The following is a 26,006-nucleotide window of genomic DNA, read 5'->3' as shown; positions in this document are numbered from 1 at the left end:
TTCGCCCATGCCTGATACCGCTCCCGACCCGACCCCCACCCCTGCCTGGCGTCGCGCCCTGCGTGCCCTGTTCCTCTGGTTCGACACCGGCGCCGCGCCGGCAGACGACGGCCGCGACATCGACCGCATCGACTGGCTGAGGGTGCTGCCCTTCGTCGGCCTGCACCTGGCCTGCCTCGGCGTGTTCTGGGTGGGCTTTTCCTGGTTCGCGCTGTGGACGGCGCTGGCGCTGTATGCCCTGCGCATGTTCGCGATCACCGGGTTCTACCATCGCTACTTTTCGCACAAGGCCTTCCGCACGTCGCGGCCGGTGCAGTTCGTCTTCGCCCTGGTCGGCGCCGCGTCGGTTCAGCGCGGGCCGCTGTGGTGGGCGGCGCACCACCGGCACCACCATCGCCACGCCGACACCGAGCACGACGTGCATTCGCCGCGCCATGGCTTCCTGCACAGCCACATGGGCTGGTTCCTGACCCGGCGCTCGTTCCGCACCGACCTCGAGGCCGTGCGTGACCTGGCGCGCTTCCCGGAGCTGCGCCTGCTCGACCGCTACGACATCCTGGTGCCGGTGCTGCTGGCGGCCGGCCTGTTCGGCCTGGGGTCCTGGCTCGAAGGCGCCTATCCGGGCCTGGGCACGAACGGTCCGCAGCTTCTGGTCTGGGGCTTTTTCGTCTCGACCGTGGTGCTGTTCCACCTCACCGTGACCATCAATTCGCTGGCCCACCGCTGGGGCAGCCGGCGGTTCGCGACCCGCGACGACAGCCGCAACAACGCCCTGCTGGCCCTGCTGACCTTCGGCGAGGGCTGGCACAACAACCACCACCACTTCCCAGGCTCGGCCCGGCAGGGTTTTGCCTGGTGGGAACTGGACCTGACCTACCTGGTCCTGCGCACCATGGCCTGGCTGGGCCTGGTCAGCGACCTGCGGCCGGTGCCGCCGGCGCTGCGCGGGGTGCGCCGGGAGGCCGCATGAAGATCGCGGTGGTGGGCAGCGGCATCGCCGGCCTGGGCGCCGCCTGGTTGCTTTCGCGCCAGCACGAGGTCGTGTTGTTCGAACGCGAATCGCGGCTTGGCGGCCACACCCACACGCACCAGGTGGAACAGGACGGCCGCGCCTACCGCGTCGACAGCGGCTTCATCGTCTTCAATCCGGGCAACTACCCGCTGCTGACGAAGCTGTTCGACGAACTGGGCGTGCCCAGCCAGCCGACCACCATGAGCTTTTCCGTGCACGATGCCGGCAACGGCCTGGAGTACAACGCCACCGACCTCAATGGCCTGTTCTGCCAGCGTCGCAACCTGGTTTCGCCCCGGTTCTGGCGCATGGTGCGCGAGATCACGCGCTTCTACCGCGAAGCGCCGGCGCTGCTGGCCGACGCGGGCCCGGGTCCGACGCTGGGCGACTACCTGCGCGATGGGCGCTATTCGGAGCTGTTCGTGCGCGACCACCTGGTGCCGATGGCGTCGGCGCTGTGGTCGTCGCCGTCCGAAACCGTCCTGGACTTCCCGGCCAAGTACCTGGTGCGGTTCATGGACAACCACCACATGCTGCAGGTCCGTGACCGGCCGATGTGGCGCGTGGTGTGCGGTGGCTCGTCGCGCTACATCGAGGCGATGCAAAAGGACTGGGCCGTGCAGGTGCGACTTTCGAGCCCGGTGCGGCAGGTGCGCCGCGACGCCCTGGGCGTCGAGGTCGCGACCGACCGCGGCACCGAGCGTTTCGACCAGGTGCTGCTGGCCTGCCATAGTGACCAGGCCCTGGCCCTGCTGGCCGACCCGAGCCAGGCCGAACGCGAGGTCCTGGGTGCAATCCAGTACCAGACCAATGAAACCGTGCTGCACACCGACGCCAGCCTGCTGCCGCGACAGCGCAAGGCCTGGGCGGCGTGGAACGCCTATGTGCCCAAGACGCCGGATGCGCCTTGCACGGTCAGCTATTGCATGAACCACCTGCAGTCGCTCGACAGCCCCGATCCCTTCGTCGTCACCCTCGGTCGCGGCCAGGCGATCGACCCCGGCAAGGTGCTGGCCCGCATGCAGTACCAGCATCCGGTCTATACCCATGCCAGCGTCGCCGCCCAGGGCCGCCGCGGCGAGATCAACGGCAACAACCGGACCTGGTTCGCAGGTGCCTACTGGGGCTTCGGCTTCCACGAGGACGGCCTGCGCAGCGGCGTCGAGGTCGCCCGCGCGCTGGGCGTGGCATGGGCCTGAAATCCGCCATCTACGAGGGCTGGGTCCGGCATCGCCGGCATGCGCCGATCGGGCACGCCTTCCGCTACCGCATGTTCCAGCTCTACCTGGACCTGGCCGAACTCGACCAGGTCTTCGCCGGCCGCTGGCTGTGGTCGGTGGACCGCCCCAACCTGGCCCAACTGCGCCGGCGCGACTATTTCGGCGACCCGGCGCTGCCCATCGACACCGCCGTGCGCGACCACGTGCAGGCGGCGCGCGGAACCCGGCCGACCGGGCCGATCCGGCTGCTCACGCATGCCCGCTACTTCGGCAAGACGATGAACCCGGTGAGCTTCTACTACGGCTTCGCCGACGACGGCGAAACCCTGGACTGGGTGCTGGCGGAAATCACCAACACCCCCTGGAACCAGCGCCATGCCTACCTGCTGGACGTCGCGCACGCCCAGGACCACGGCGGGGTGTTGCACTGGGACTTCGACAAGGTGTTCCACGTCTCGCCATTCATGCCCATGAACCGGCGCTACCGCTGGGTGGTCCAGCCGCCCGGGGACGCCCTGCGCGTGCACATGGACGTCATGCTGGGCGATGAGCGCGAGTTCGACGCCACCCTGGTGCTCGAGCGCCGGCCGCTCAACGGAAACACGCTGGCTTCATGCCTGGCGCGGTATCCCTTGCTTACCGCGAAGGTGGGCGCGGCGATCTACTGGCAGGCCGCGCGCCTGTGGTTCAAGCGCGTGCCCTTCCAACCGCACCCCGATACCCAGCCCCGGAGCCCCTGATGAGTTCAACCGCCGACAGCCTGGCCAGTCCCGCCCAAAGCGCAGCCCGCTTCGGCGCGCTCGACCGCCTGCTGCGCCAACGCCTGCTGGCCACGCTTGATGGCCTGGCCGGAGGCCGGGTCGAGCTCGTGGATGCCCTTGGCACGGTCGAACTGGGCGAGCCCGGTGGCCTGGACGTCCGCATCGAGGTGCTGGACCCGGGTTTCTACCGCGCTGCCGCCTCTCAGGGCTCGGTGGGCGTCGGCGAGGCCTACATGGACGGGCTGTGGCGCTGTGACGACCTGGTGGCGCTGGTGCGGCTGCTGGTGGTCAACCGCGACCGCCTGGATGCCATGGAAACCGGCCTGGCCCGGTTCGGCGGCTGGCTGCTGCGCGGCTGGCACGCCCTTCGACGCAACACCCGCGCCGGCAGCCGGCGCAATATCGCCGCGCACTACGACCTGGGCAACGAGCTGTTCGAGTTGTTCCTGGACGAATCGATGATGTATTCGTCGGCGATCTTCGCCGACGAGAGCGACAGCCTCGAACTGGCCCAGTGGCGAAAGCTCGAGCGTATCTGCCGCAAGCTCGATCTGCAGCCCGGCGACCACCTGGTCGAGATCGGCACCGGCTGGGGCGGCCTGGCGGTGCACGCGGCCTCGCGGTTCGGGTGCCGGGTGACCACGACCACCATTTCCCGGGAGCAGCACGCGCTCGCGACCGAGCGCGTTGCCGCCGCCGGCCTTTCGGACCGGGTGACGGTGCTGCTCGAGGACTACCGCGACCTGCAGGGTGAGTTCGACAAGCTGGTGTCGATCGAAATGGTCGAGGCCATCGGCCACCAGTACCTCGACACCTACCTGGCCAAGTGCGCCTCGCTGCTCAAGCCCGAGGGCCTGGCCCTCATCCAGGCGATCACCATCGAGGACCACCGCTACCAGCAGGCGCTGGGTTCGGTCGACTTCATCAAGCGCTTCATCTTTCCGGGCAGCTTCATTCCCTGCGTCAGCGCGCTCACCGGCGCCGCGGCCCGGGCCAGCGACCTGCGCCTGGTGAACCTGGAGGACATCGGTCCCAGCTATGCACTGACCCTGCGCCATTGGCGCCAGCGTTTCATGGACCGGCTCGACGAGGTCCGCCACCAGGGCTACGACGAGCGTTTCATCCGCATGTGGGAGTTCTACCTGTGTTACTGCGAGGGCGGCTTCCTGGAGCGCTCCATCGGGGACGTGCACCTGCTGCTGGCGCGGCCGGGCAACCGGCGCCCGCAGTACCTGCCTGCGCCCGAGGTGGCCTGACGTGAAAGCAGCCTGGCTCACCCTCGGCAACGTGGTCGGCTTCCAGGCGGTCTGGCTGGCCAGCGTGGCCGGTGCCGGCGCCGGCCTGGCCTGGGCAGGCCCGCTGGCCGCCCTGGCCTTCGCCGCCGCCGTGCTGGCCTGGGGCGGTCGCGCTCGCGACGACCTGCGCCTGCTTGCCGTGGCCCTGCCCCTGGGCATCGCGCTCGACAGCGCCTTCGCCTCCTCGGGTTGGCTGGTGTATGCGGAAGCCTGGCCCTGGTCGGGCGTGGCGCCGGCCTGGATCGCCTCGCTGTGGGTAGGTTTCGCCCTGACGCTCAATCATTCGATGGCGCGACTGCGCCAGTGGCCGCTGGCGGCGGCGGCGCTGGGCCTGGTCGGTGGCCCGCTGGCCTACTGGACCGCCGCCGGCGCCTTCGAGGCGGTCAGCTTCGGTGCCCCCGTGGCCTGGGTGCTGACCGCGCTGGCCCTGGGCTGGGCGGCCGTGCTGCCGCTGCTGTTCGCCATCGACAAGCACCTGGCTGCCGGCGCCGCCGTCAAACGGGCGGCGGCATGATCAATCCCTGGCTGAGCATCGGCGTGGTCTGGCTGGGCTCGGCGCTGGCGATGGTCGCGCTGTGGGCTTTTTCGATGCGCGTGCGCAACGTGGGCTACGTGGACGTGGGCTGGGCCGGCCTGATGGCGCTGGCGGCGCTGTTCATCGGCGTGGTCGGCGAAGGTTCGCCGATGAGCCGGGGCCTGGTGGCGATGTTCGGTAGCGTCTGGGGCGCGCGGCTATGCCTGCACCTGCTGCACCGCGTGCTCAACGAAGAAGAAGACGGCCGTTACCGCGCGCTGCGCGCGGCCTGGGACGGCAGCCCGGCGAAGTTCTTCGGCTTTTTCCAGATGCAGGCGGTGGTGGTGGCCCTGTTCGCCCTGCCTTTCGTGGCGGCCGCCGACAACGGCGCCTTCCACCTCACCGGCTGGACCGTATTGGCGATCCTGGTGTGGCTGGGCGCAATGGCCGGGGAATCGATCGCCGACCGCCAGCTGGCGAAGTTCCGCGCCGATGAAGCCAATGCCGGCAAGACCTGTCGCGCCGGTCTCTGGGGCTGGTCGCGCCACCCCAATTATTTCTTCGAATGGCTGCACTGGTTCGCCTACGTTTGCCTGGCGGTCGGCGGCGGCCTGTTCTGGCTGAGCCTGCTCGGCCCGGTGCTGATGTTCGCCTTCCTTTACCGCGTCAGCGGCATCCCCTGGACCGAGGCACAGGCCGAACGCAGCCGCGGCGAGGACTACCGCCGCTACCAGCGCGAGGTCAGCGCATTCTTCCCCTGGCCGCCGCGTAAGCCTTCCCCTTCCCCGGAGTAAACGATGTCCCTGATCGACCTTTGCGAGCGGGGGCTGGTGCCCGACGCCCTGACCCGCCTCGGTATCCGCCGCCTGTGCGCCCAGCGCCTGCGCGAGGAAGGCGCGCACGACCTGGCCCGCGCCGACGCGCGTTTCCGCGAGCTGCTCGACGAACTGCGTCGCAGCCCGATCGCGATCGAGACCGCCGCTGCCAACGAACAGCACTACGAGGTTCCGGCGCGCTTCTTCGAGCTATGCCTGGGCACTCGCCTGAAATACTCCAGCGCCTACTACCCGACCGGCCAGGAAAGCCTGGACGAGGCCGAGGAAGCGATGCTGGCCCTGTACGGTGAACGCGCCGAACTGGCCGACGGCCAGCAGATCCTGGAACTGGGCTGCGGCTGGGGTTCGTTGACGCTGTGGATGGCCGCCCGCTACCCGAACGCACGCATCACCGGCGTGTCCAACTCGGGCAGCCAGCGTGAGCACATCCTGGCGCAGGCGGCGGCACGCGGACTGGGCAACGTCGAGATCCTCACCCGCGACGTCGTGCAGCTGGAGCTGCCGGAAACAACCTACGATCGCGTGGTCTCGATCGAGATGTTCGAGCACATGCGCAACTACCGGCACCTGCTGGCGAACATCGCCGGCTGGCTCAAGCCGGGCGGCAAGCTGTTCGTGCACATCTTCGCGCACCGGCACCTGATGTACCCGTTCCTCACCGACGGTGAGGACAACTGGATGGGCAAGTATTTCTTCACCGGCGGGCTGATGCCGTCGGCGGACACGCTGCTGCACTTCCAGCAGGATCTTGCCATCGAGGACCGCTGGCTGCTGCCGGGCACGCATTACCAGCGCACCGCCAACCATTGGCTTGAGAACCAGGATCGCAACCAGCAGGCGGTGCTGGAAGTCCTTGCCGGCACCTACGGCGAACAAGACGCCGAGCGCTGGTCACAGCGCTGGCGCATGTTCTGGATGGCCTGCGCCGAGCTGTTCGGCTACGAGGACGGGCGGCAGTGGCTGGTGGCGCACTACCGGTTCCGCAAGGCCTGACGGCCGCTTAGTCGTCGCGCGCCGGCGGCGTGGGACGGGTGTCGGGCGCCGGCGTCACCGGATTCGCAGCCGAGGTGCCCTGGGTGGCGGAACGATGGCCGCTGGTGGTGCCGGGGGCGCCGGTGGCGACACGAATTCCCTTGGCCTGCATCCAGGCGTCGAACTCGTCGGCGGTCATCCGCTTGCCGTTCTGGTTCATGTCGAACCGGTAGGGCGAATTATCGTGCGCGGTCTTGGGCACGTAGGCGGGTTCGGCCGGCGGCGTGCTGGCCGTGGTGTCCACGCATGGCAGGGTCGCGGGAAGGTCCTGGCCGGACATCGCGCCCTGGGCGCTCGTGCCGGTGTCGACCGTCGTCGCAGCGGGCGTGGCGGGAACACAGTCGGGCGCCGCAGCCAGGCCTGTTTCGGCGGGCTGGGTCGGCTCGACGGCCGTTGCAAGCATCGGGACGGACAGCATCAGCGAAAACAGGGTGCGTTTCATTGTTCACCGTGGGGGCGTGCGGGAATTCGCAGAGCTTAGGCCTCGCGACCGGCATGCGCAACGCAATTTGCTGAACGGAACGGCCAAAAAGCGAAGCCCGGCACAAGGCCGGGCTTCGGGTAACACCGTGGAACCGATGAATCAGTTCTGCACGTTCAGCTCGGTGCGGCGGTTGCGCGCACGGCCTTCCGCGGTGTCGTTGGTGTCGATCGGGCGGCTCTCGCCGTAGCCGTTCGGACCCGCCATGCGGTCAGCGCCGATGCCGGCGTTGATCAGGTAGTCGTAAACGGTCTTGGCGCGACGCTCCGACAGACCCTGGTTGTACTGCTCGGTACCGATGGAGTCGGTGTGACCGGCAACCTCAACCTTCAGCTGCGGGTACTTCTTCAGGATCGCGATGGCCTCGTCGAGGATCACGACCGCGTCGGGACGCAGGGTGGCCTTGTCGAAGTCGAAGTTCACGCCCTTCAGGTCGATGGTCAGCGGGACCGGGCAACCGTCCGGACCGATGGCCTGGCCGGCAACCGAACCCGGGCACTTGTCGTCGCAGTTGTTGACGCCGTCGCCGTCGTCATCGAGGTCGGCGCAGGTGGTCTGGACCATCGGCTCTTCCGGCACAACCGGGGCCGGCAGGTCGCCCAGCTTCACCAGCAGGGTCACCGAGGCCAGGATGTCGCCGAACGAATTCGAGGTCGGGGCCACGACCGAGGTGTCGTCGAACGAAACGCGGGTGCCCAGCTCGCCACGGAGCGCGTAGCGGTCGTAGTCAGCCTGCAGACCGACGCCCAGGTTGGCGGCGAGGAAGGAGTCCTCACGCTGGCCCGGGGAATTCGGGTTCGGGAAGTTGTCGAACTCTTCCTCGGCGCGCTGGTAGCCAAGACCCATGCGGATGTACGGCCACCAGTTGCTGCCTTCGCGCAGGAAGTGGTAGCGCGTATCGACCGACAGGCCGTACTGGCTGAACAGCAGCTGCGAACCTTCGAGCTGCGGGTTCTGGTAGTTGGCTTCGACGTCGAGCGACCAGTTCGGGGTCAGGAACTTACCGATACCGAGGGTGCCGAAAGCAACGTCCTCGGTACCACGATCTTCATCCTGGAAATTGAAACCGAGGCCACCGGAGACATACCAGCGATTATCGAAGTCCTGAGCCATCGCGGACGTCGCAGTCGCCATGGCGCCCAGGAGGGCACAGCACAGGAGTTTCTTCTTCATGATTTGCTCCAATCTTTAACTTAGGGGAAACAGCTCGAACGGTGCGGACCAAGGGGGTCGATGCTTTGCCGCTTGAGTGGGACAGACCTTAACGACCGGAATGTTAACGGGAATCTAACAAAGGGTCCGGCGCAAGGCAAGGGAAGTTTCTCTAGGGAGTGAAAAGGTCCATGAACCGGTGGATCGGGGTGGCCTCGAAACGCGAGGTGTCCCCGGTGAGCTCCAGCAGCTGCTGGACCCGCTTGGCCGGGAGCTGGCCCGCCATGGCGGCCTCGAACTTGGCCAGCAGGGCGGGTATGCCCTCACCCCGGCGGTCGCGATGACCCAGGGGGGTATCGATGGAAACCTTGCCCGTCGAGGTCCCGTCCTTGAAGTAAACCTCAACTGAATTGCCGATGTAGCGCTTCTCGGGATCGAAGTAATCCCGGGTGAAATCGGGATTTTCGCGCACCTCCATCTTGTCGCGCAGGGCATCGATCCGGGGGTCGGCGGCGACGGCGTCGGAATAATCGTCGGCGGTCAGGCGGCCGAAGACCAGGGGCACCGCCACCATGTACTGCAGGCAGTGGTCCCGGTCGGCGTAGTTGTCCAGCGGGCCGGTCTTGTCGATGATCCGCATGCCCGCCTCCTGGGTATGGATGGCGATGCGCTCGATCTGGTCGAGCTTGCCGGCCACCTTGGGATGCAGCTCGAGGGCGCATTCGACCGCGGTCTGGGCGTGGAATTCGGCCGGAAAGCTGATCTTGAACAGGATGTTCTCCATCACGTAGCTGCCGAACGGCCGCTCGAACTCGAACTCCTTGCCCCGGAAGGCCGCGTCCGCGAAGCCCCAGGTCTTGGCGCTGACCACGCTCGGATAGCCCACGCAGCCCTTCATGGCGTTCAGGGCATGGATGACGGCGCGGCGGCAGGCGTCGCCGGCGGCCCAGCTCTTGCGCGGGCCGGCGTTGGGCGCGTGGCGGTAGGCGCGCAGGGCACCGCCGTCGGCCCAGCTGTGGCTGACCGCGTTGATGATCTCCTCCTTGCCGCCGCCCATCATGTGGGTCGCGATGGCGGTCGAGGCCAGGCGGACCAGGATCACGTGGTCCAGGCCGACCCGGTTGAAGCTGTTCTTGAGCGCGTAGCAGCCCTGGATCTCGTGCGCCTTGATCGCCCAGGTGAGGATGTCGCGCACCGTGACGGGCTTGCGGTTCTCGCGCTCGGCCTTGCGGCTCAGGTAGTCGCCCACCGCCAGGATGGCGCCCAGGTTGTCGGACGGGTGCCCCCATTCGGCGGCCAGCCAGGTGTCGTTGAAATCCAGCCAGCGCACCTGCACGCCGATGTTGTAGGCCGCCTGCGCCGGGTCGAGCTCATGGTGGGTGCCCGGGACCCGCGCGCCGCCCGGCAGCGACCCACCCGGCACCAGCGGCCCGAGATGCTTGACGCACTCCGGGTGGCGCATGGCCAGCATCGCGCAGGCCAGCGAGTCGAACAGCATGTAGCGCGCCGTGGTGTAGGCCTCCGACGAGCCGATGTAGTAGTCGGTGACGTAGTTGGCGATGTCGACCATCGACGGGTCGGGCTCGGGGCGCTTGGCGGAACGGATGTCTGGGTTGCTCATGGGCGGGCGGTCCGTGCGTGCGTGGGCAAAAGCTATGGTGCCAGAAGCATGAACGCATGTCGGGGCCCTACGCGGCCGCGCCATACGCTGGTGTCTTGTCCGGGCCCGCCGTTCCGGGCAAGGTGCCCGGAGCCATCCTACGCCGCCCGCCATGTCCAGCCAGCCCTACCCCAACCTTTTCCAGCCCCTCGACCTGGGCTTTTGCACCCTGCCAAACCGCATCCTGATGGGATCGATGCACACCGGCCTGGAAGACCACGCGCGCGATTTCCCGAAGCTGGCGGCGTATTTCCGCGAGCGCGCGGAAGGCGGCGTCGGGCTGCTGGTCACCGGCGGCATCTCGCCCAACCTGGTCGGCTGGCTCAAGCCCTTTGCCGGAAAGCTCAGCTGGCCCTGGGAAATCCACAAGCACCGCATCGTCACCCGGGCCGTGCACGAAGCCGGTGGCCGCATCTGCATGCAGATCCTGCACGCCGGGCGCTATGCCGCGCATCCGCTGCTGGTGTCGGCCTCCAAGGTTAAGGCGCCGATCAGCCCGCTGACCCCGCGCGCACTCACCGCCTGGGGTGTCGAGCGCCAGATAAAGGCCTTCGTCACCACCGCGAAGCTGGCCCGCGAAGCCGGCTACGACGGCGTCGAGGTGATGGGCTCGGAAGGCTATCTGATCAACCAGTTCCTCAGCGCCCGCACCAACCGGCGCAAGGACGCCTGGGGTGGCAGCCCCGCGAACCGCATGCGTTTCGCGGTCGAGATCGTGCGCCGCATCCGCGAGGCCGTGGGGCCGGACTTCATCCTTATCTACCGCCTGTCCATGCTCGAGCTGGTGGAAAACGGCTCGGACTGGGAGGAGATCGTGCTGCAGGCCAAGGCCATCGAGGCCGCCGGCGCCACCATCATCAACACCGGCATCGGCTGGCACGAGGCGCGGGTACCGACCATCGCCACCTCGGTGCCCCGCGCGGCTTTCGCCGGCGTCACCGCCAAGCTCAAGCCCCACGTCGGGCTGCCGCTGGTCGCCACCAACCGCATCAACATGCCCGACGAGGCCGAAGCCATCCTCGCCGGCGGCCAGGCCGACATGGTGTCCATGGCGCGGCCGCTGCTGGCGGACCCGGCCTGGGCCCGCAAGGCCCGCGAAGGCCGCCGGGACGAGATCAATACCTGCATCGCCTGCAACCAGGCCTGCCTGGACCACGTGTTCGTCGGCAAGAAGGCCAGCTGCCTGGTCAACCCGCGCGCCTGCGCCGAGACCGAGCTCAATTACACGCCCACCCCGGCCCCCAAGCGCGTGGCCGTGGTCGGCGCCGGACCGGCCGGCCTGGCCTGCGCCAGCGTGGCCGCGGGCCGGGGCCACCAGGTGACGCTGTTTGACTCGGCGGCCGAGATCGGCGGCCAGTTCAACCTGGCCAAGAAGATCCCGGGCAAGGAAGAATTCCACGAAACCCTGCGCTACTTCGGCCGCCAGCTGGCGCTGACCGGGGTCGACCTGCGCCTGGGCCAGCGGGTGGATGCCGCCGGCCTGGCCGCGGGCGGTTTCGACGAGGTCGTGCTGGCCACCGGCATCCGCCCGCGCAAGGTCGCCTTTCCCGGCGCCAACCACCCCAAGGTGCTGTCCTACCTGGACGTGCTGCAGGGCCGGGTCGTGCCCGGCCGCCGGGTGGCGATCATCGGCGCCGGCGGCATTGGTTTCGACGTGGCGGAATTCCTGGTGCACGAGGGCACCTCGCCCAGCCTCGATCCGGCCCTGTGGATGGCCGAATGGGGCGTGGCACCCGACTTCGAGGGACCCGGCGGGCTTGCCAAGCCCAAGCCCGAAGCGCCCGCCCGCGAGCTCTGGCTGCTCCAGCGCAGCCCCGGCAAACCCGGCGCCCGCCTGGGCAAGACCACCGGCTGGATCCACCGGGCGGCCCTGAAGGCCAAGGGCGTGCAGGCCCTGGGGGGCGTGGAGTACCTGGGCGTGGACGATGCCGGCCTGAAAGTGCGGGTGGACGGCCAGGAGCGCCTGCTCGAGGTGGACCACGTGGTCGTCTGCGCGGGCCAGGAACCCCTGCGGGAACTGGTCGACGGGCTCCGTGGCGCCGGCCTGGCCCCGCACCTGATTGGCGGTGCCGACGTGGCCGCCGAGCTCGACGCCAAGCGCGCCATTGACCAGGGAAGCCGCCTCGCCGCTGCGCTCTGAGCAATTACTCCAATAAGAATCAAAGGCTTGGCTCTTGCCGTTCAGGCAAGGTTCGGAACTATCGCGTAGTATCCGCGGCTGGAATCGACCCCGGCCCCGGGCCGTGTCGATAAATCGGCCCCGGAGCGCATGGCTCCCAGGGGATTCCGGCGGGTCGCTCACCTGACGCCAGCGACCCCGGAGTGCGAGCCCCGCTCGTCCATCCCCAAAACGCCAGGCCGCACTTCAATTCCCAATCCGTTGGTCCCTAGCGGGAACCGCCTTCTGGCGGTCGGGAAAGTGCGGCGCAACGGAGCAAGGAGTTCCGCCATGAAGCTGTCTTTCGTCCTTTGGCTGGCATCGATACTGCCCCAGCCCGCCGCCGACCCCCTCTGCCTGGCGACCACCGTCTACCTGGAAGCCCGCGACCAGTCGGCCCTGGGCCAGCGCGCCGTGGCCGAGGTGGCCCTGCGCCGCCGCGACTCGGGCCAGTGGGGCGAGTCGGTCTGCGAGGTGGTCACCGCCCGCAAGCAGTTCGCCCCGACCATCGTGAACCCCGGCCTGCGCATGAAGAACATCAAGGCCTGGGAACGGGCCGTGCAGGTGGCCTTCCAGGCCCAGGCCGATTGGAGCCTGCCGCCGGGCGAACGCAAGGAGGTCGTGCCGGGCGCCAGCCACTTCGCGGCCCTGGCCCTGGCCAATCCGAACTGGGCGACCTACCCCCAGGTCGCGACCATCGGCGACCACACCTTTTTCCGCGTCCAGCGCCTGACGCCGCCCAAGGCCGCGCCGGTGCCGACCCTGACCGTGGCCGCCCTGCCCGCCGCGACCCAGCGCATGGCGCCCTGACCGCGCCCCTCGCCGGAAAAAGAAAGGCCGCGCATCGCTGCGCGGCCTTTTTTTTCGGCGGGCGCCTGGATCAGCGCTTGTCGATCGCCACGAAGTCGCGGTCGTCGGGACCGGTGTAGTTCGCGCTGGGTCGGATGATCTTGCCGTCGATGCGCTGTTCGATGACGTGCGCCGACCAGCCGCTGGTGCGGGCGATGACGAACAGCGGGGTGAACATCGGGGTCGGCACGCCCATCATGTGGTACGCCGAGGCGCTGTACCAGTCGAGGTTGGGGAACATCTTCTTCATGTCCATCATCAGCGTCTCGATGCGCTCGGAGACGTCGAACAGGACCTGGTTGCCGCCTTCCTTGCACAGCTTTCGGCTGATTTCCTTGATGATCGGGTTGCGCGGGTCGCCGACGGTGTAGACCGGGTGGCCGAAGCCGATGACGATTTCCTTGCGCTCGACCCGGGCGCGGATGTCGGCCTCGGCCTCGTCGGCGCTCGAATAGCGCGCGATGATGTCCATCGCCACTTCGTTGGCGCCACCGTGCTTGGGGCCGCGCAGCGCGCCGATGGCGCCGGTGAGGCAGCTGAACATGTCGCTGCCGGTGCCGGCGATTACGCGCGCGGTGAAGGTGGAGGCATTGAACTCATGTTCCGCGTAGAGCACCAGCGACTTGTCCAGCGCATCGGCATGCGAGGCGCTGGGCGGCTCGCCGTGCAGCAGGTGCAGGAAGTGCCCGGCGATGGTGTCGTCGTCGGTTTCAACGTCGATGCGGCGGCCATTGCGGGTGAAGTGCCACCAATACAGCAACATCGAACCAAAGCTGGCCATCAACCGGTCGGCGATGTCGCGGGCCTCCGCCACCGGGTGGCCTTCGCGCTCCGGCAGCACGGTGCCCAGCACCGAACAGCCCGTGCGCATCACGTCCATCGGGTGGGCATTGGCCGGCACCAGTTCCAGCGCATCGGTGACGATGGCGGGCAGGCCGCGCAGGCGCTTGAGCTTGGTCTTGTAGGCGGCCAGCTGGCTGGCCGTGGGCAGCGCGCCGTGCACCAGCAGGTGGGCGACTTCCTCGAAGCCGGCCTTGGTGGCCAGGTCCTTGATGTCGTAACCGCGGTAGTGCAGGTCGTTGCCGCTGCGGCCGACGGTGCACAGCGCGGTGTTGCCGGCGGGCGTGCCGCTCAGGGCCACCGATTTCTTCGGCTTGGGCAGGGTGTTGTTGTCGCTCATGCGGTGCTCCTTGCTCAGTCTTTTTTCTGCGAGAACAGTTGGTCGAGCTTGTCTTCGTAGGCGTGGTAGCCCAGGAAGTCGTACAGCTCGTCGCGGGTCTGCAGGCTGTCGATGATGTTTTTCTGGGTGCCCTCGCGGCGCACCGTTTCGTAGAAGTGCAGCGCGGCCTTGTTCATGGCCCGGTAGGCGCCGCAGCAGTACAGCGCGATGTCCACGCCGGCGTCGCGCAGTTCATCGGTGGTGAAGAACGGGGTGGATCCGAACTCGGTGAGGTTGGCCAGCACCGGCACCTTCACCGCGGCCTTGACCTTGCGGTAGTCATCGAGCGAACGCATGGCTTCCGGGAAGACCATGTCGGCGCCGGCTTCGACGTAGGCGACGGCGCGCTCGATCGCGCCGTCCAGTCCCTCGACGGCGGCCGCGTCGGTGCGCGCCATGATCACGAACGCGTCATCGGTACGCGCATCGACGGCGGTCTTCACCCGGTCGACCATTTCCTGCTTCGACACCACTTCCTTGCCGGGGCGGTGGCCGCAGCGCTTCTGGCCGACCTGGTCTTCCATGTGCACGGCGGCAACGCCGACCCGCTGGAAATTGCGGATGGTTCGAGCGATGTTGAAGGCGCCGCCCCAGCCCGTGTCGATGTCCACCAGCAACGGCATGCCGGTCGCCTCGACGATGCGCCGGGCGTCGGTCAACACGTCTTCCATGGTGCTGATGCCCAGGTCCGGCATGCCCAGCGAATTCGCGGCGACGCCGCCACCCGACAGGTACAGCGCCTTGTAGCCCGTACGCTTGGCCATCAGGCCCGCATAGGCGGTGATGGCGCCCATCACCTGCAGCGGGGATTCTTCCTGGACGGCGGCGCGGAAACGCGCGCCGGCGGAGTCGTTTGCAGTCATTCTCGGAACCTTCAAGCAAGAAGGCGGCCCCGGGGGCCGCCTTCGTTGTGTCATCAGAGCAGGTGGGCGACGCCCGCGCGCTCTTCCTCGAGCTCGGCCAGGGTCTTGTCCATCATCGAGCGCGAATACTCGTCGATCTCCAGGCCCTGCACGATCTCGTACTTGCCGTCCTTGCAGATCACCGGGAAGCCATAGATCACGTCCTTCGGGATGCCGTAGCTGCCGTCGGACGGGATGCCCATGGTGGTCCACTTGCCGTTGGTGCCCAGCGACCAGTCGCGGATGTGGTCGATGGCGGCGTTGGCGGCCGACGCGGCCGAGGACAGGCCACGGGCCTCGATGATCGCGGCGCCGCGCTTGCCGACCTTCGGGATGAAGGTCTCGCGGTTCCAGGCCTCGTCGCCGATCCGGTCCTTGAGCGAACCGCCGGCGACGGTGGCGAAGCGGTAGTCCGGATACATGGTCGGGCTGTGGTTGCCCCAGACGACCAGCTTTTCGATGCCGGCCACGTCGACGCCGGCCTTGATGGCCAGCTGCGACAGCGCGCGGTTATGGTCCAGGCGCAGCATGGCGGTGAAGTTGCCCGGGTTGATGTCCGGCGCCGACTTCATGGCGATGTAGGCATTGGTGTTGGCCGGGTTGCCGACCACCAGCACCTTGATGTCGCGCGAGGCGACGGCGTTGATGGCCTTGCCCTGCACGGTGAAGATCTCGGCGTTCTTGAGCAGCAGGTCCTTGCGCTCCATGCCCGGGCCGCGCGGCATGGCGCCGACCAGCAGGGCCACGTCGGCGTCCTTGAAGGCGACCATCGGGTCGTCGGTGCCGACCATGCCGGCCAGCAGCGGGAAGGCGCAGTCCTCGAGCTCCATCATCACGCCCTTGAGCGCGGCCTGGGCTTTTTCCATCGGCAGTTCCAGCATCTGCAGGATGACCGGCTGGTCCTTGCCCAGCATCTCGCCCGAGGCGATGCGGAACAGCAGGGAATAGCCGATCTGGCCAGCGGCGCCGGTGACGGCAACACGGACGGGGGTTTTCATGGAGGCTCCTTACGAAAGTTCGGCGAAAAATTCCTGGATCCGCTGCAGGCCCTTGGGCAGCTGCTCGGTCGGACAGGTGTAGCTGATGCGCAGCGCGCGCGGCTCGCCGAAGGCCGAACCCGGCACGCAGGCCACGCCCTTGGTTTCGAGCAGCACGGAGCAGAAATCGACGTCGTTGGCGATCTTCACGCCCTTGTGCGACTTGCCGAAGGCGCAGCTGATGTCGGGGAACACGTAGAACGCACCCTGCGGCTTCGGGCAGATGACGCCCGGGATGGCGTTCATGGTGTCCACCACCATGTCGCGCTTGGCCTGGAACTCGGCGCACTTGCCGGTGGGCACGTCCTGCGGACCGGTCAGCGCGGCCACGGCGGCGGCGGTGACGACCTCGGGCAGGTTGGTGATGTGGGTGGAGTTGAGCACCGTGACGGCCTTGGCCACGACCTCGGGGCCGGCCATGAAGCCGACGCGCCAGCCCGGCATGCCGTAGGTCTTGGACAGCGAATCCACGAACACAACGCGCTCGCGAAGTTCGGGGCGGGCCTGCACGAAGTTGTGGTAGCCCAGGCCGTCGAACACCATGGTGTTGTAGATGTCGTCGGTGATCACCCAGGTGTCCGGGTGCCTGGCGATGACGTCCGCCAGGGCCGCGATTTCCTCGCGGGTGTAGACCATGCCGGTCGGATTGTTCGGGTTGTTGAACAGGAAGACCTTGGGCTTGGTGGCCAGGGCTTCGTCGAGCTGCGCCGGGGTGAGCTTGTAATCCTGGCTGGCCGGGCACGGCAGCTCGAGGATCTTCGCGTCCAGCACTTCGGCGATGTCGGCGTAGGTGGTCCAGTACGGCACCGCGTAGGCGATGGTGTCGCCTTCGTCGAGCAGGGCCTCGGCCAGGTTGTAAAGGATGTGCTTGGCGCCGATGCCGGTGGAGCAGTTCAGGCGCGTGTAGCCGGTCAGGCCCAGGCCGTCGAGGTGGTGCAGGAAGGCGTCCAGGAGGGCATCCGAACCGCGGTTCGAGCCGTACTGGCCGCTGTCCTTTTCAAGCGCCTCGCGGGCGGCGGCGTAGACGTGCGCGCCGGGCAGGAAGTTGGGTACGCCGATGGAGAAGCTGACGATGTCACGGCCTTCGGCCTTGAGCTTCTTTGCCTTTTCGGCGACGGCCATGATGGCACTGGGCTTGGCACGGCCCATGCGCTTGGCGAGCTGGGGCATCACGATCCTCGCGGGGTCTGGGTGGCGGGCTGGGAAACCCCGGAAGGATACCACGCGGCCCTTCCGGGGCGCCTGCCCCGCCGCCCTTCCCGGCCCGGCTCAGGCGGCGTCGAGCGCCTTGTTCCACTCGGCCACGCGGTCGGCCTGGGCGGCCAGCAGCGGGGCGGTGTCGCCTTCGATCTTCAGGCTTTCGATCTTGTCGCCACCGCGCACGGCATCGACCACGGCCTGGTCGTCGGCGCCCAGCACTTCGCCGAAGACGGTGTGCTTGCCGTCCAGCCAGGGCGTGGCGACGTGGGTGATGAAGAACTGGCTGCCGTTGGTGCCCGGCCCGGCGTTGGCCATCGACAGCACGCCCGGCTTGTCGTGGCGCAGTTCCGGACGGCACTCGTCCTCGAAGCGATAGCCCGGGTTGCCGGTGCCGGTGCCGCGCGGGCAGCCGCCCTGGATCATGAAATCGGGGATGACGCGGTGGAAGCTGAGCCCGTCGTAGAAGCCGCGCTGGGCCAGGTTGACGAAGTTGGCGACGGTCAGCGGCGCCTTGTCGTCGTGCAGCTTGACGCGGATCGGGCCGCGGGAGGTGGTGAAAACGGCGGTCAGGGACATGGATGGCTCCGGTGCGGTGGCCGGGCGGGTCCCGGCAGGCCGGCTAGGATGCCACAGGACGCCGGCAAGCCGGGCGCCTGAACGGGCATTCAGGTAGCGTTTACCGCTATAATCATCGGCTTCCTCAGCCAAGAGCAGCGCGCCACCAGGCGTCCATCCGCATGTCCATCGAAAAGCTCCGCAACATCGCCATCGTCGCCCACGTCGACCATGGCAAGACCACCCTGGTCGACCAGCTGCTCAAGCAGTCCAACACCCTGGGCGAACGCCAGCAGCTCGCCGAGCGCGCGATGGACAGCAACGACATCGAAAAGGAACGTGGCATCACCATCCTTTCGAAGAACACCGCGATCCGCTGGACCGCGCCGGACGGCCAGGAATACCGCATCAACATCGTCGACACCCCGGGCCACGCCGACTTCGGCGGTGAGGTCGAGCGCGTGCTGTCGATGGTGGACTCGGTGCTGATCCTGGTGGACGCGATGGACGGTCCGATGCCGCAGACCCGCTTCGTCACCCAGAAGGCCTTCGCGATGGGCTTCAAGCCGATCGTGGTGATCAACAAGGTCGACCGCCCCGGCGCGCGCCCGGACTGGGTGCTCAACCAGACCTTCGACCTGTTCGACCGCCTGGGCGCGACCGACGAACAGCTCGACTTCACCACCGTCTACGCCTCGGGCCTCAACGGCTACGCCGGCATGGACGAGTCCGTGCGTTCGGGCGACATGACCCCGCTGTTCCAGACCATCGTCGACAAGGTGGCGCCGCCGCCGGTGGACATGGATGGGCCGTTCCAGATGCGCATCACCTCGCTGGACTACAACAACTACGTCGGCATCATCGGCGTGGGCCGCGTCCAGCGCGGCACCATCCGCACCAACCAGCAGGTCACCGTGGTTGCCCGCGACGGCAAGGTCCGCAACGCCAAGGTGCTGCAGGTGCTCGGCTTCATGGGCCTGGAACGCCATGAAGTGAAGGAAGCGCGCGCCGGCGACATCATCGCCATCTCCGGCATCGAAGGCCTGGGCATTTCCGACACCGTCTGCGACGTCGGCGCCGCCGAGCAGCTGCCGGTGCTCACGGTCGACGAGCCCACCATCTCCATGACCTTCCAGGTCAACGACTCGCCCTTCGCCGGCAACAAGGACCGCAGCGGCGGCAAGTTCCTGACCTCGCGCCAGCTGCGCGACCGCCTGATGCGCGAGACCCAGCACAACGTCGCGCTCAAGGTCGAGGACACCGCCGACGCCGACAAGTTCAAGGTCAGCGGCCGCGGCGAACTGCACCTGTCGATCCTTATCGAAACCATGCGCCGCGAAGGCTACGAGCTGGCCGTGTCGCGCCCCGAAGTGATCATCAAGGACATCGACGGCGTGAAGTCCGAGCCGTTCGAGTCGCTGGTCGTCGACCTCGAGGAGCAGTACCAGGGTGGCGTGATGCAGCGCCTGGGCGAGCGCAAGGCGATCCTCCAGAACATGGAGCCGGACGGCAAGGGTCGCGTGCGCATCGACTTCCTGATCCCCGCCCGTGGCCTGATCGGCTTCCAGACCGAGTTCCGCACCATCACCGCCGGCACCGGCCTGCTGTTCCACGTCTTCGACCACTACGCGCCGAAGCAGGAAGGCGAGATCGGCCAGCGCCAGAACGGCGTGCTGATCTCCAACGGTACCGGTCCGTCGCCGGCCTATGCCCAGATCGCCATGCAGGAGCGCGGCCGCCTGATGGTCGAGCCGGGCGAGGAAATCTACGAAGGCCAGATCGTCGGCATCCACTCCAAGGACAACGACCTCACCGTCAATGCCCTGCGCGGCAAGCAGCTCACCAACTTCCGCGCCTCGGGCACCGACAAGGACGAAGGCCTGATCCCGCCGGTCAAGTTCTCGCTCGAGCAGGCCCTGGAGTTCATCGACGACGACGAACTGGTGGAGATCACCCCGGTCGCGATCCGCCTGCGCAAGAAGCACCGCACCGAGAACGACCGCAAGAAGGCGTCGCGCGGCTGATTTCGCGCCGACAGCCGGATATCAGAACGCCCCGGGATTCCGGGGCGTTTTTTTTGGCTGCTGTCGCCCGGACCCTGCTCTCACGCTCGTTTCACGGGTGCCCACACATGCTCCCGGCCACATTTTCCAACCCCCAGAAACGGTACAAGCGTATGTCCACTCGTCACAAGATGATCACACTTGCCGCAGCTCTCGCGCTGGGCATTCCGGCGGCTGCGGCGGCGCAGGATCCCGGCTTTATGTATATCGAAGGCGGCTTCATCACCAGCTTCGTCAACGACGTGGAGAACTCCGGGACGATCACGGGCGCCGGCGGCACGGCCGAGCTCGAAACCGATGCCGGCGGCGGCGGTTTCATCGGCGGCGCGTGGCAGTTCGGTGAGAACGTGCACGTATTCGGCGAGTTTTCATCGGCCAGCCAGGAACTCGAGGTCAGGGATGGCACGGACACCTTCGAAGGTGAGTTCGACGTGGTGCGCTGGCGCATCGGTGTCGGTTACGCCTACCCGGTCTCGCCCAAGGTCGATCTCTACGGCCGCCTCAGCTTCGACAACGCCGAGTTCAAGGACGTCGAGGTCGCCGGTTTCAATCTCGACACTGACGTCGACGGGAACGGCATCGGTGGCGAGATCGGCATGACCTGGGCCGCGACGCCCGCGATCCAGCTCCAGGGCCACCTGCGCTATACGCCGGTCGGCGAGATCGCTCCCGAGGGCTCCGATAGCTTCGACTCCGACATCCTGGTCGGCGTGAACGGCCGCTGGTACTTCCGGCCCGACCTTGCCCTGGTCGCCGGCTACGAGTTCGGCAAGATCACCACCGTGAACGTGGGCGTGCGCTACGCGTTCTGAGGGTTCGCTTTCCTCACGCGACCTGCGCCGACCTTGGCTAGACTCCGGGAGACCTTTCCCGGAGCCTGCCATGCGCCCTGCCCTCGCCCTGCCCGTCCTGCTGCTGCTCGCGGCCTGCGAACGATCCGGCGAAGGCGCCCCGGCTGACGCGGGCGAAGCGGCCGGTGACGCCGCCGCCATCGACGTCATCGAGCTCGACGTGGCCGAAGCCGGCCGGCGCATGGCCAAGGGCGAGCTGGATTCAAGGCAGCTGACCCAGGCCTACCTGGACCGCATTGCCGCCATCGATGATGCCGGACCGCGGCTCAACGCGGTCATTGAACTCGCGCCCGATGCCTTGGCCCAGGCCGAAACCCTTGACGCTGAGCGCACTGCCGGCCAGGTCCGCGGGCCCCTGCATGGCATCCCGGTGCTGATCAAGGACAACATCGACGTGGCCGGCCTGGTGAACTCGGCCGGCTCGCTGGCCCTGGCCGAACACCGCCCCGCGGACGACGCCTTCCTGGTGGCGCGCCTGCGCGCCGCCGGCGCGGTGGTGCTGGGCAAGACCAACCTGAGCGAGTGGGCGAACTTCCGCTCGTCCCGGTCGACCTCGGGCTGGTCCAGCCGCGGTGGCCAGACCCGCAACCCCTACGTGCTCGACCGAAACCCCTGTGGCTCCAGCGCCGGCACCGGCGCGGCCATCGCCGCCAGCCTGGCGACGGTGGGCGTGGGCACGGAAACCGACGGCAGCATCCTGTGCCCGTCGGCGGTGAACGGCCTGGTGGGGCTCAAGCCCACCGTTGGCCTGGTCAGCCGCGACGGCATCATCCCGATCTCGATTTCCCAGGACACCGCCGGGCCGATGGCGCGCACCGTCGCCGACGCGGCGGCGCTGCTGACGGTGCTGGCCGCGCCCGATCCCGCCGACCCGGCCGGCGCCCGCGCCGAAGGCAAGTCGGCTGATTACCTGGCCGGCCTGGACCCGCAGGCCCTGGTCGGCAAGCGCATCGGCGTGCTGCGCCAGGCCATGGGTTACCACCCGGACGTGGACGCGGCCACGGAGCGCGCCATCGAAGCACTGCGTGCCGCCGGCGCCGAGGTCGTGGACCCGGTGGAGATCGCCACCTGGCGGCAGTGGGGCGGCGCCGAGTTCGAGGTACTGCTCCACGAGTTCAAGGACGGCCTGGACACCTACCTGGCCGACAGCGGCGCGCCGGTGGCTTCCCTCGAGGCCCTGGTGGCCTGGAACCGGGACAATGCCGAGCGGGCCATGCCCTTTTTCGACCAGGAACTGTTCGAACAGGCGCTGGCCAAGGGGCCGCTCACGGATGCCGCCTACCTGGAGGCGCGCGCCAATGCCCGCCGGCTGGCGGGCGAAGAAGGATTGCTGGCCCTGCTGCGGGAAAAGCAGCTCGACGCGGTGGTGGCCCCGACCACCGGCCCGGCCTGGCCGACCGATCCGGTGCTGGGCGACCACTTCACCGGCGCTGGCTATGGCGTCGCGGCAGTCGCAGGCACGCCGAGCGTGACGGTGCCCATGGGTGACGTGCACGGCCTGCCGCTGGGACTGTCCTTCATGGGCCCGGCCTGGTCGGAAGCCCAGCTGCTGGCCATGGCCTACGCCTTCGAACAGGCGACCCGGGCGCGCCGCCCACCGGCCTTCACGCCAACGCTGGCGCCCTGACCGGGACGCCAGGGCTCAGGCGCTGACAGGCGTCGCCAGGCTGGCCTGCTTGCGCACGATCAGCATGGCGATTTCCAGGGACTGCTCGTAGTTCAGGCGGGGATCGACGCTGGACCGATAAGCGCGGGCCAGGTCGGTGTCGGTCAGCTCGCGGGCGCCGCCGGTGCACTCCGTGACGTTTTCGCCCGTCAGCTCCAGGTGCACGCCGCCCAGGCGGGTGCCGGCGGCCGCATGCAGGTCGAAGGCGGACTCGAGCTCGCCGCGGATGTTGTCGAAGCGGCGGGTCTTGTAGCCGTTGCTGGTGCTTTCGGTATTGCCGTGCATCGGGTCGCAGACCCACAGCACGCGATGGCCTTCGCGGCGCACGGCCTCGAGCAGCGGCGGCAGCTTGCCGGCCACCTGGGCCGCGCCCATGCGGTGGATAAGCGCCAGCCTGCCCGGCTCGTTGGACGGGTTGAGAACGTCCACCAGCTTGAGCAGCTGGTCGGGCGTGACCGAGGGGCCGATCTTCACGGCCACCGGGTTGCGCAGGCCACGGAAGTATTCGACGTGGGCACCGTCCAGCGCCGCCGTGCGCATCCCGATCCACGGGAAATGCGTTGACAGGTTGAACCAGCCCCACTGGCGCGGCACCTGCCGGGTAAGCGCTTCTTCGTAGGGCAGCAGCAGGGCTTCGTGCGAGGTGTAGAAGTCGGCGCGGTTGAGGTTGTGCAGGGTGTCGCCGGAAATGGTTTCCATGAAGCGCACCGCGTCGCCGACGGCGGCGACCATGCGACGGTACTCGTCCGACAGCGGCGAATGGCCGACCCAGCCCAGGTCCCAGTATTCGGGGTGGTGCAGGTCGGCGAACCCGCCGTCGATCAGCGCGCGGACGAAATTCATCGTCATCGCCGATCGGGCGTGGCCCTTCACCATGCGCCGCGGGTCGGGCACGCGCGCCTGGGCGGTGAACTCAGGCTGGTTGATGAAGTCGCCGCGGTAACTGGGCAGGGAAACACCGTCGCGTTCTTCCATGTCGGCCGAACGCGGCTTGGCGTACTGGCCGGCGAAACGACCCACGCGCACCACCGGCAGGCGAAGCCCGTGCACCAGGACCAGGCTCATCTGCAGCAGGACCTTCAGGCGGTTCGAGACAAGCGCGGATTCGCAGTCGGCGAAAGACTCGGCGCAGTCGCCGCCCTGCAGCAGGAAACGCTTGCCCTCCTGGGCTTCGGCCAGCTGCTTCTTGAGCGACAGGATCTCCCAGGACGTGACCAGCGGCGGCAGGCGCCCGAGCTCGGCCACCACCTCGGCGAGCGCGGCGTCGTCCGGATAACGCGGCTGCTGCGCGGCCGGCCGCGCGCGCCAACCCGCCGGCGTCCAGTCGGACGGGACGGAGACGGTCTGCAGGCTGCGGTCAGGGGAGCTCATCGGTTTTCCAGGGAATCCAAGGGTGGGGAGTACTGCGAAACATCATGCCACAGGGGTCGCGACCGCCCCGTGCAGGCCGCGCGAACCGCGGGCGGGAGGGACAGCTCAGCGGCGGCGAAAACCCGCCCAGAGCACGCCGAGCGCCAGGCCGATGAACCAGGCGAGGGTCCAGGCCGGCATGGACAGGCCGAGGAAGGTCCAGTCCACCTTGGCGCACTCGCCGGAACCCTCCAGCACCTTGGCCAGGGCGCTCATCGGGCCCATGGCCTCGATCATGTAGTCCAGGCCCATGGAGGTGCAAAGCGGCACTTCGCTGGGCGGCAGCGACTGCAGCCAGACGTGGCGGGCGGCAACGCCGGCGCCGGCGGCGGCGGGAATGAAGGCAAGCAGGCCATAAATCGCCCGACCCACCCTGCCCTTGGGGGCATGCAGGCCGCCGACCAGGAATACCAGGCCCAGGGCCGCAAAGGCGATGCGCTGAAGGATGCACAGCGGGCACGGCATCATCAGCATGCCGAACTGCACGTACAGCGCGTAGGCCAGCAGCGACACGCACAGGGCGAAACCGGTGAGGAACTGGGCCCGGAACGTCCAGGCGAAAGGATTGGCGGTCATCGGCGGCGACTTCGTGGCAAGGGGGACAGCCTAACCGACCGCGCCGGCCGCGCGAAGTTCAGCGTGGCGGGGTTTCCGGTGGCTCAAAACACAGGACCCCGGCCGGGGCCGGGGTCCTGGGTGTCTTGCAGCGCGCCGGGTTTATTCGGCGGCTTCGGCGTCGGCCTGCGGGCGGTCCACCAGTTCGACATAGGCCATCGGGGCATTGTCGCCCGGACGGAAGCCGCACTTGAGGATGCGCAGGTAACCGCCGGGGCGGGCCTGGTAACGCGGGCCGAGTTCGACGAACAGCTTGCCCACCGCTTCCTTGTCACGCAGGCGCGACATGGCCAGGCGGCGGTTGGCGACGCCGTCGATCTTGCCGATGGTGATCAGCGGCTCGGCGACCCGGCGCAATTCCTTGGCCTTGGGCAGGGTGGTGCGGATCAGTTCGTGCTTGATCAGGGACGCAGCCATATTGCTGAACATCGCTTCGCGATGGGCGCTGGTGCGGCTGAACTTGCGGCCGGATTTCTGGTGGCGCATGGTCGTGTTTCCTTAAGTGAATTCCGGGCCTCAGCCCAGCATGCCCTGCTGCAGGCCGGCCGGCGGCCAGTTCTCCAGCTTCATCCCGAGGGAAAGGCCGCGCTGGGCAAGCACTTCCTTGATCTCGGTGAGCGACTTCTTGCCCAGGTTCGGGGTCTTGAGCAGCTCGACCTCGGTGCGCTGGATCAGGTCGCCGATGTAGTAGATGTTCTCGGCCTTGAGGCAATTGGCCGAACGCACGGTCAGTTCGAGGTCGTCGATCGGGCGCAACAGCACCGGATCCACGCCCGTGGTCGAGGCCTTCGCCGGACCACGTTCGCGCTGGGTGAAGTCGCCGAACACCGACAGCTGGTCGGTGAGGATATCGGCGGCCGTGCGGATGGCGTCCTCGGCGTCGATCGTGCCGTTGGTTTCGATTTCAAGGACCAGCTTGTCCAGGTCGGTGCGCTGTTCGACGCGGGCCGCCTCGACGGCGTAGGCGACGCGGCGGACCGGCGAGAACGTGGCATCCAGAACAAGGCGACCGATCGCACGGGACTCTTCGTCCGGGCGGCGGCGATCGGCGGCCGGCTGGTAGCCGAAACCGCGCTCGATCTTCAGGCGCATGTTCAGCGCCGTGTCCTTGGTCAGGGTGCAGATCACGTGGTCGGGATTGATGATCTCGACGTTGTGGTCGGTCTTGATGTCGCCGGCGGTGACGACGCCCGGGCCCTTCTTCTGCAGCGACAGCGTGGTGTGGTCCACGTTGTGCATGCGGATGGCCACGTCCTTGAGGTTGAGAAGGACTTCGAGCACGTCCTCCTGCAGCCCTTCGACGGTGGTGTACTCGTGGAGCACGCCGTCGATCTCGACTTCGGTGATCGCGAAGCCGGGGATCGAGGACAGCAGGACGCGACGCAGGGCATTGCCCAGCGTGTGGCCGTAGCCGCGCTCAAGCGGCTCGATGACCACCTTGGCGCGGTTGGAACCGAGGCGTTCGATGTGCGGGCCGCGGGGGCGCAGCACCTGGGTGGCGGTAACCGTCATGGTCAA

General features: G+C 68.0%; 23 protein-coding genes and 1 pseudogene. 12 read left to right on the top strand and 12 right to left on the bottom strand.

Features of this window, described 5'->3' with window-relative positions:
* Nucleotides 1-7: 7 nt before the first annotated feature.
* The 7 genes from ACYVJH_RS00985 to ACYVJH_RS00955 are packed head-to-tail and all read left to right on the top strand — an operon-like array spanning nt 8 to nt 6,631.
* Nucleotides 8-970 (top strand): acyl-CoA desaturase, encoded by a 963-nt coding sequence (locus ACYVJH_RS00985; RefSeq protein WP_460452800.1) that lies wholly within the window; start codon nt 8-10, stop codon nt 968-970.
* Nucleotides 967-2,211 (top strand): NAD(P)/FAD-dependent oxidoreductase, encoded by a 1,245-nt coding sequence (locus ACYVJH_RS00980; RefSeq protein WP_460452799.1) that lies wholly within the window; start codon nt 967-969, stop codon nt 2,209-2,211. The genes ACYVJH_RS00985 and ACYVJH_RS00980 overlap by 4 nt, the downstream gene beginning before the upstream one ends.
* Complete coding sequence (locus ACYVJH_RS00975) at nt 2,202-2,972, top strand: DUF1365 domain-containing protein (protein ID WP_460452798.1); 771 nt, start codon at nt 2,202-2,204, stop codon at nt 2,970-2,972. Before ACYVJH_RS00980 ends, ACYVJH_RS00975 begins: the two co-directional genes overlap by 10 nt.
* The gene (locus tag ACYVJH_RS00970) at nt 2,972-4,249 is read left to right on the top strand and encodes a class I SAM-dependent methyltransferase (protein WP_460452797.1); all 1,278 of its coding nucleotides are present in this window, start codon (nt 2,972-2,974) and stop codon (nt 4,247-4,249) included. Before ACYVJH_RS00975 ends, ACYVJH_RS00970 begins: the two co-directional genes overlap by 1 nt.
* Before the next feature lies 1 nt (nt 4,250).
* Entirely contained in the window at nt 4,251-4,802 is a 552-nt protein-coding gene (locus ACYVJH_RS00965; RefSeq protein WP_460452796.1) for a DUF2878 domain-containing protein, read from the top strand.
* Entirely contained in the window at nt 4,799-5,596 is a 798-nt protein-coding gene (locus tag ACYVJH_RS00960; RefSeq protein ID WP_460452795.1) for a DUF1295 domain-containing protein, read from the top strand. The genes ACYVJH_RS00965 and ACYVJH_RS00960 overlap by 4 nt, the downstream gene beginning before the upstream one ends.
* A gap of 3 nt (nt 5,597-5,599) precedes the next feature.
* Entirely contained in the window at nt 5,600-6,631 is a 1,032-nt protein-coding gene (locus tag ACYVJH_RS00955; RefSeq protein ID WP_460452794.1) for an SAM-dependent methyltransferase, read from the top strand.
* Nucleotides 6,632-6,638: 7 nt separating this feature from the next.
* On the opposite strand, the gene ACYVJH_RS00950 is transcribed toward ACYVJH_RS00955, so the two are convergent.
* The 3 genes from ACYVJH_RS00950 to ACYVJH_RS00940 form a co-directional block, all read right to left on the bottom strand.
* On the bottom strand, nt 6,639-7,112 hold the full coding sequence (locus ACYVJH_RS00950; protein ID WP_460452793.1) for a hypothetical protein: 474 nt from the start codon (nt 7,110-7,112) through the stop codon (nt 6,639-6,641).
* 141 nt (nt 7,113-7,253) lie between these two features.
* Complete coding sequence (locus tag ACYVJH_RS00945; protein ID WP_460452792.1) at nt 7,254-8,324, bottom strand: OmpA family protein; 1,071 nt, start codon at nt 8,322-8,324, stop codon at nt 7,254-7,256.
* 151 nt (nt 8,325-8,475) lie between these two features.
* Complete coding sequence (locus ACYVJH_RS00940; protein WP_460452791.1) at nt 8,476-9,924, bottom strand: bifunctional 2-methylcitrate dehydratase/aconitate hydratase; 1,449 nt, start codon at nt 9,922-9,924, stop codon at nt 8,476-8,478.
* A 151-nt stretch (nt 9,925-10,075) separates the two neighbouring features.
* On the opposite strand from ACYVJH_RS00940, the gene ACYVJH_RS00935 reads away from it, so the two are divergent.
* Nucleotides 10,076-12,103 carry an oxidoreductase gene (locus tag ACYVJH_RS00935; protein ID WP_460452790.1) on the top strand — a complete coding sequence of 676 codons (2,028 nt, stop codon included), beginning with the start codon at nt 10,076-10,078 and terminating at the stop codon, nt 12,101-12,103.
* A 309-nt stretch (nt 12,104-12,412) separates the two neighbouring features.
* Nucleotides 12,413-12,871: pseudogene (locus ACYVJH_RS00930) on the top strand (cell wall hydrolase); the annotation flags it as partial.
* 130 nt (nt 12,872-13,001) lie between these two features.
* On the opposite strand, the gene prpC reads toward ACYVJH_RS00930, so the two are convergent.
* From prpC to ACYVJH_RS00905, 5 genes are all read right to left on the bottom strand, one after another.
* Nucleotides 13,002-14,150, bottom strand: coding sequence for a bifunctional 2-methylcitrate synthase/citrate synthase (gene prpC / locus ACYVJH_RS00925; RefSeq protein ID WP_460452789.1), 1,149 nt, complete (start codon nt 14,148-14,150; stop codon nt 13,002-13,004).
* Nucleotides 14,151-14,164: 14 nt separating this feature from the next.
* Complete coding sequence (gene prpB / locus ACYVJH_RS00920; protein ID WP_460452788.1) at nt 14,165-15,052, bottom strand: methylisocitrate lyase; 888 nt, start codon at nt 15,050-15,052, stop codon at nt 14,165-14,167.
* A gap of 53 nt (nt 15,053-15,105) precedes the next feature.
* Entirely contained in the window at nt 15,106-16,089 is a 984-nt protein-coding gene (locus ACYVJH_RS00915; protein WP_460452787.1) for a malate dehydrogenase, read from the bottom strand.
* 9 nt (nt 16,090-16,098) lie between these two features.
* Nucleotides 16,099-17,298 carry an aminotransferase class I/II-fold pyridoxal phosphate-dependent enzyme gene (locus ACYVJH_RS00910; protein ID WP_460452786.1) on the bottom strand — a complete coding sequence of 400 codons (1,200 nt, stop codon included), beginning with the start codon at nt 17,296-17,298 and terminating at the stop codon, nt 16,099-16,101.
* Nucleotides 17,299-17,397: 99 nt separating this feature from the next.
* The gene (locus ACYVJH_RS00905) at nt 17,398-17,904 is read right to left on the bottom strand and encodes a peptidylprolyl isomerase (protein ID WP_460452785.1); all 507 of its coding nucleotides are present in this window, start codon (nt 17,902-17,904) and stop codon (nt 17,398-17,400) included.
* Nucleotides 17,905-18,065: 161 nt separating this feature from the next.
* Here ACYVJH_RS00905 and typA point away from each other — a divergent pair, with 161 nt between their 5' ends.
* The 3 genes from typA (at nt 18,066) to ACYVJH_RS00890 (ending at nt 22,424) form a co-directional block, all read left to right on the top strand.
* Nucleotides 18,066-19,907, top strand: a complete 1,842-nt coding sequence (gene typA / locus ACYVJH_RS00900) for a translational GTPase TypA (protein WP_460452784.1) — start codon at nt 18,066-18,068, stop codon at nt 19,905-19,907.
* A 152-nt stretch (nt 19,908-20,059) separates the two neighbouring features.
* Nucleotides 20,060-20,758 (top strand): outer membrane beta-barrel protein, encoded by a 699-nt coding sequence (locus ACYVJH_RS00895; RefSeq protein WP_460452783.1) that lies wholly within the window; start codon nt 20,060-20,062, stop codon nt 20,756-20,758.
* Between the two features lie 70 nt (nt 20,759-20,828).
* Nucleotides 20,829-22,424 (top strand): amidase, encoded by a 1,596-nt coding sequence (locus tag ACYVJH_RS00890; protein ID WP_460452782.1) that lies wholly within the window; start codon nt 20,829-20,831, stop codon nt 22,422-22,424.
* Between the two features lie 15 nt (nt 22,425-22,439).
* Here the strand turns inward: ACYVJH_RS00890 and ACYVJH_RS00885 are convergent, their stop codons facing one another.
* The 4 genes from ACYVJH_RS00885 to ACYVJH_RS00870 all read right to left on the bottom strand — a co-directional run bounded on the left by ACYVJH_RS00885 (nt 22,440) and on the right by ACYVJH_RS00870 (nt 26,000).
* On the bottom strand, nt 22,440-23,834 hold the full coding sequence (locus ACYVJH_RS00885; protein ID WP_460452781.1) for a class II 3-deoxy-7-phosphoheptulonate synthase: 1,395 nt from the start codon (nt 23,832-23,834) through the stop codon (nt 22,440-22,442).
* 105 nt (nt 23,835-23,939) lie between these two features.
* On the bottom strand, nt 23,940-24,449 hold the full coding sequence (locus ACYVJH_RS00880; protein WP_460452780.1) for a disulfide bond formation protein B: 510 nt from the start codon (nt 24,447-24,449) through the stop codon (nt 23,940-23,942).
* A gap of 141 nt (nt 24,450-24,590) precedes the next feature.
* Entirely contained in the window at nt 24,591-24,974 is a 384-nt protein-coding gene (gene rplQ / locus ACYVJH_RS00875) for a 50S ribosomal protein L17 (RefSeq protein WP_188662869.1), read from the bottom strand.
* Nucleotides 24,975-25,004: 30 nt separating this feature from the next.
* Nucleotides 25,005-26,000 (bottom strand): DNA-directed RNA polymerase subunit alpha, encoded by a 996-nt coding sequence (locus ACYVJH_RS00870; protein WP_188662872.1) that lies wholly within the window; start codon nt 25,998-26,000, stop codon nt 25,005-25,007.
* Nucleotides 26,001-26,006 lie beyond the last annotated feature (6 nt).

This window comes from Arenimonas aestuarii (assembly GCF_054781715.1).
Note: the sequence above shows the minus strand (reverse complement) of the source record. Positions and strands in the feature narration are given on the sequence as shown.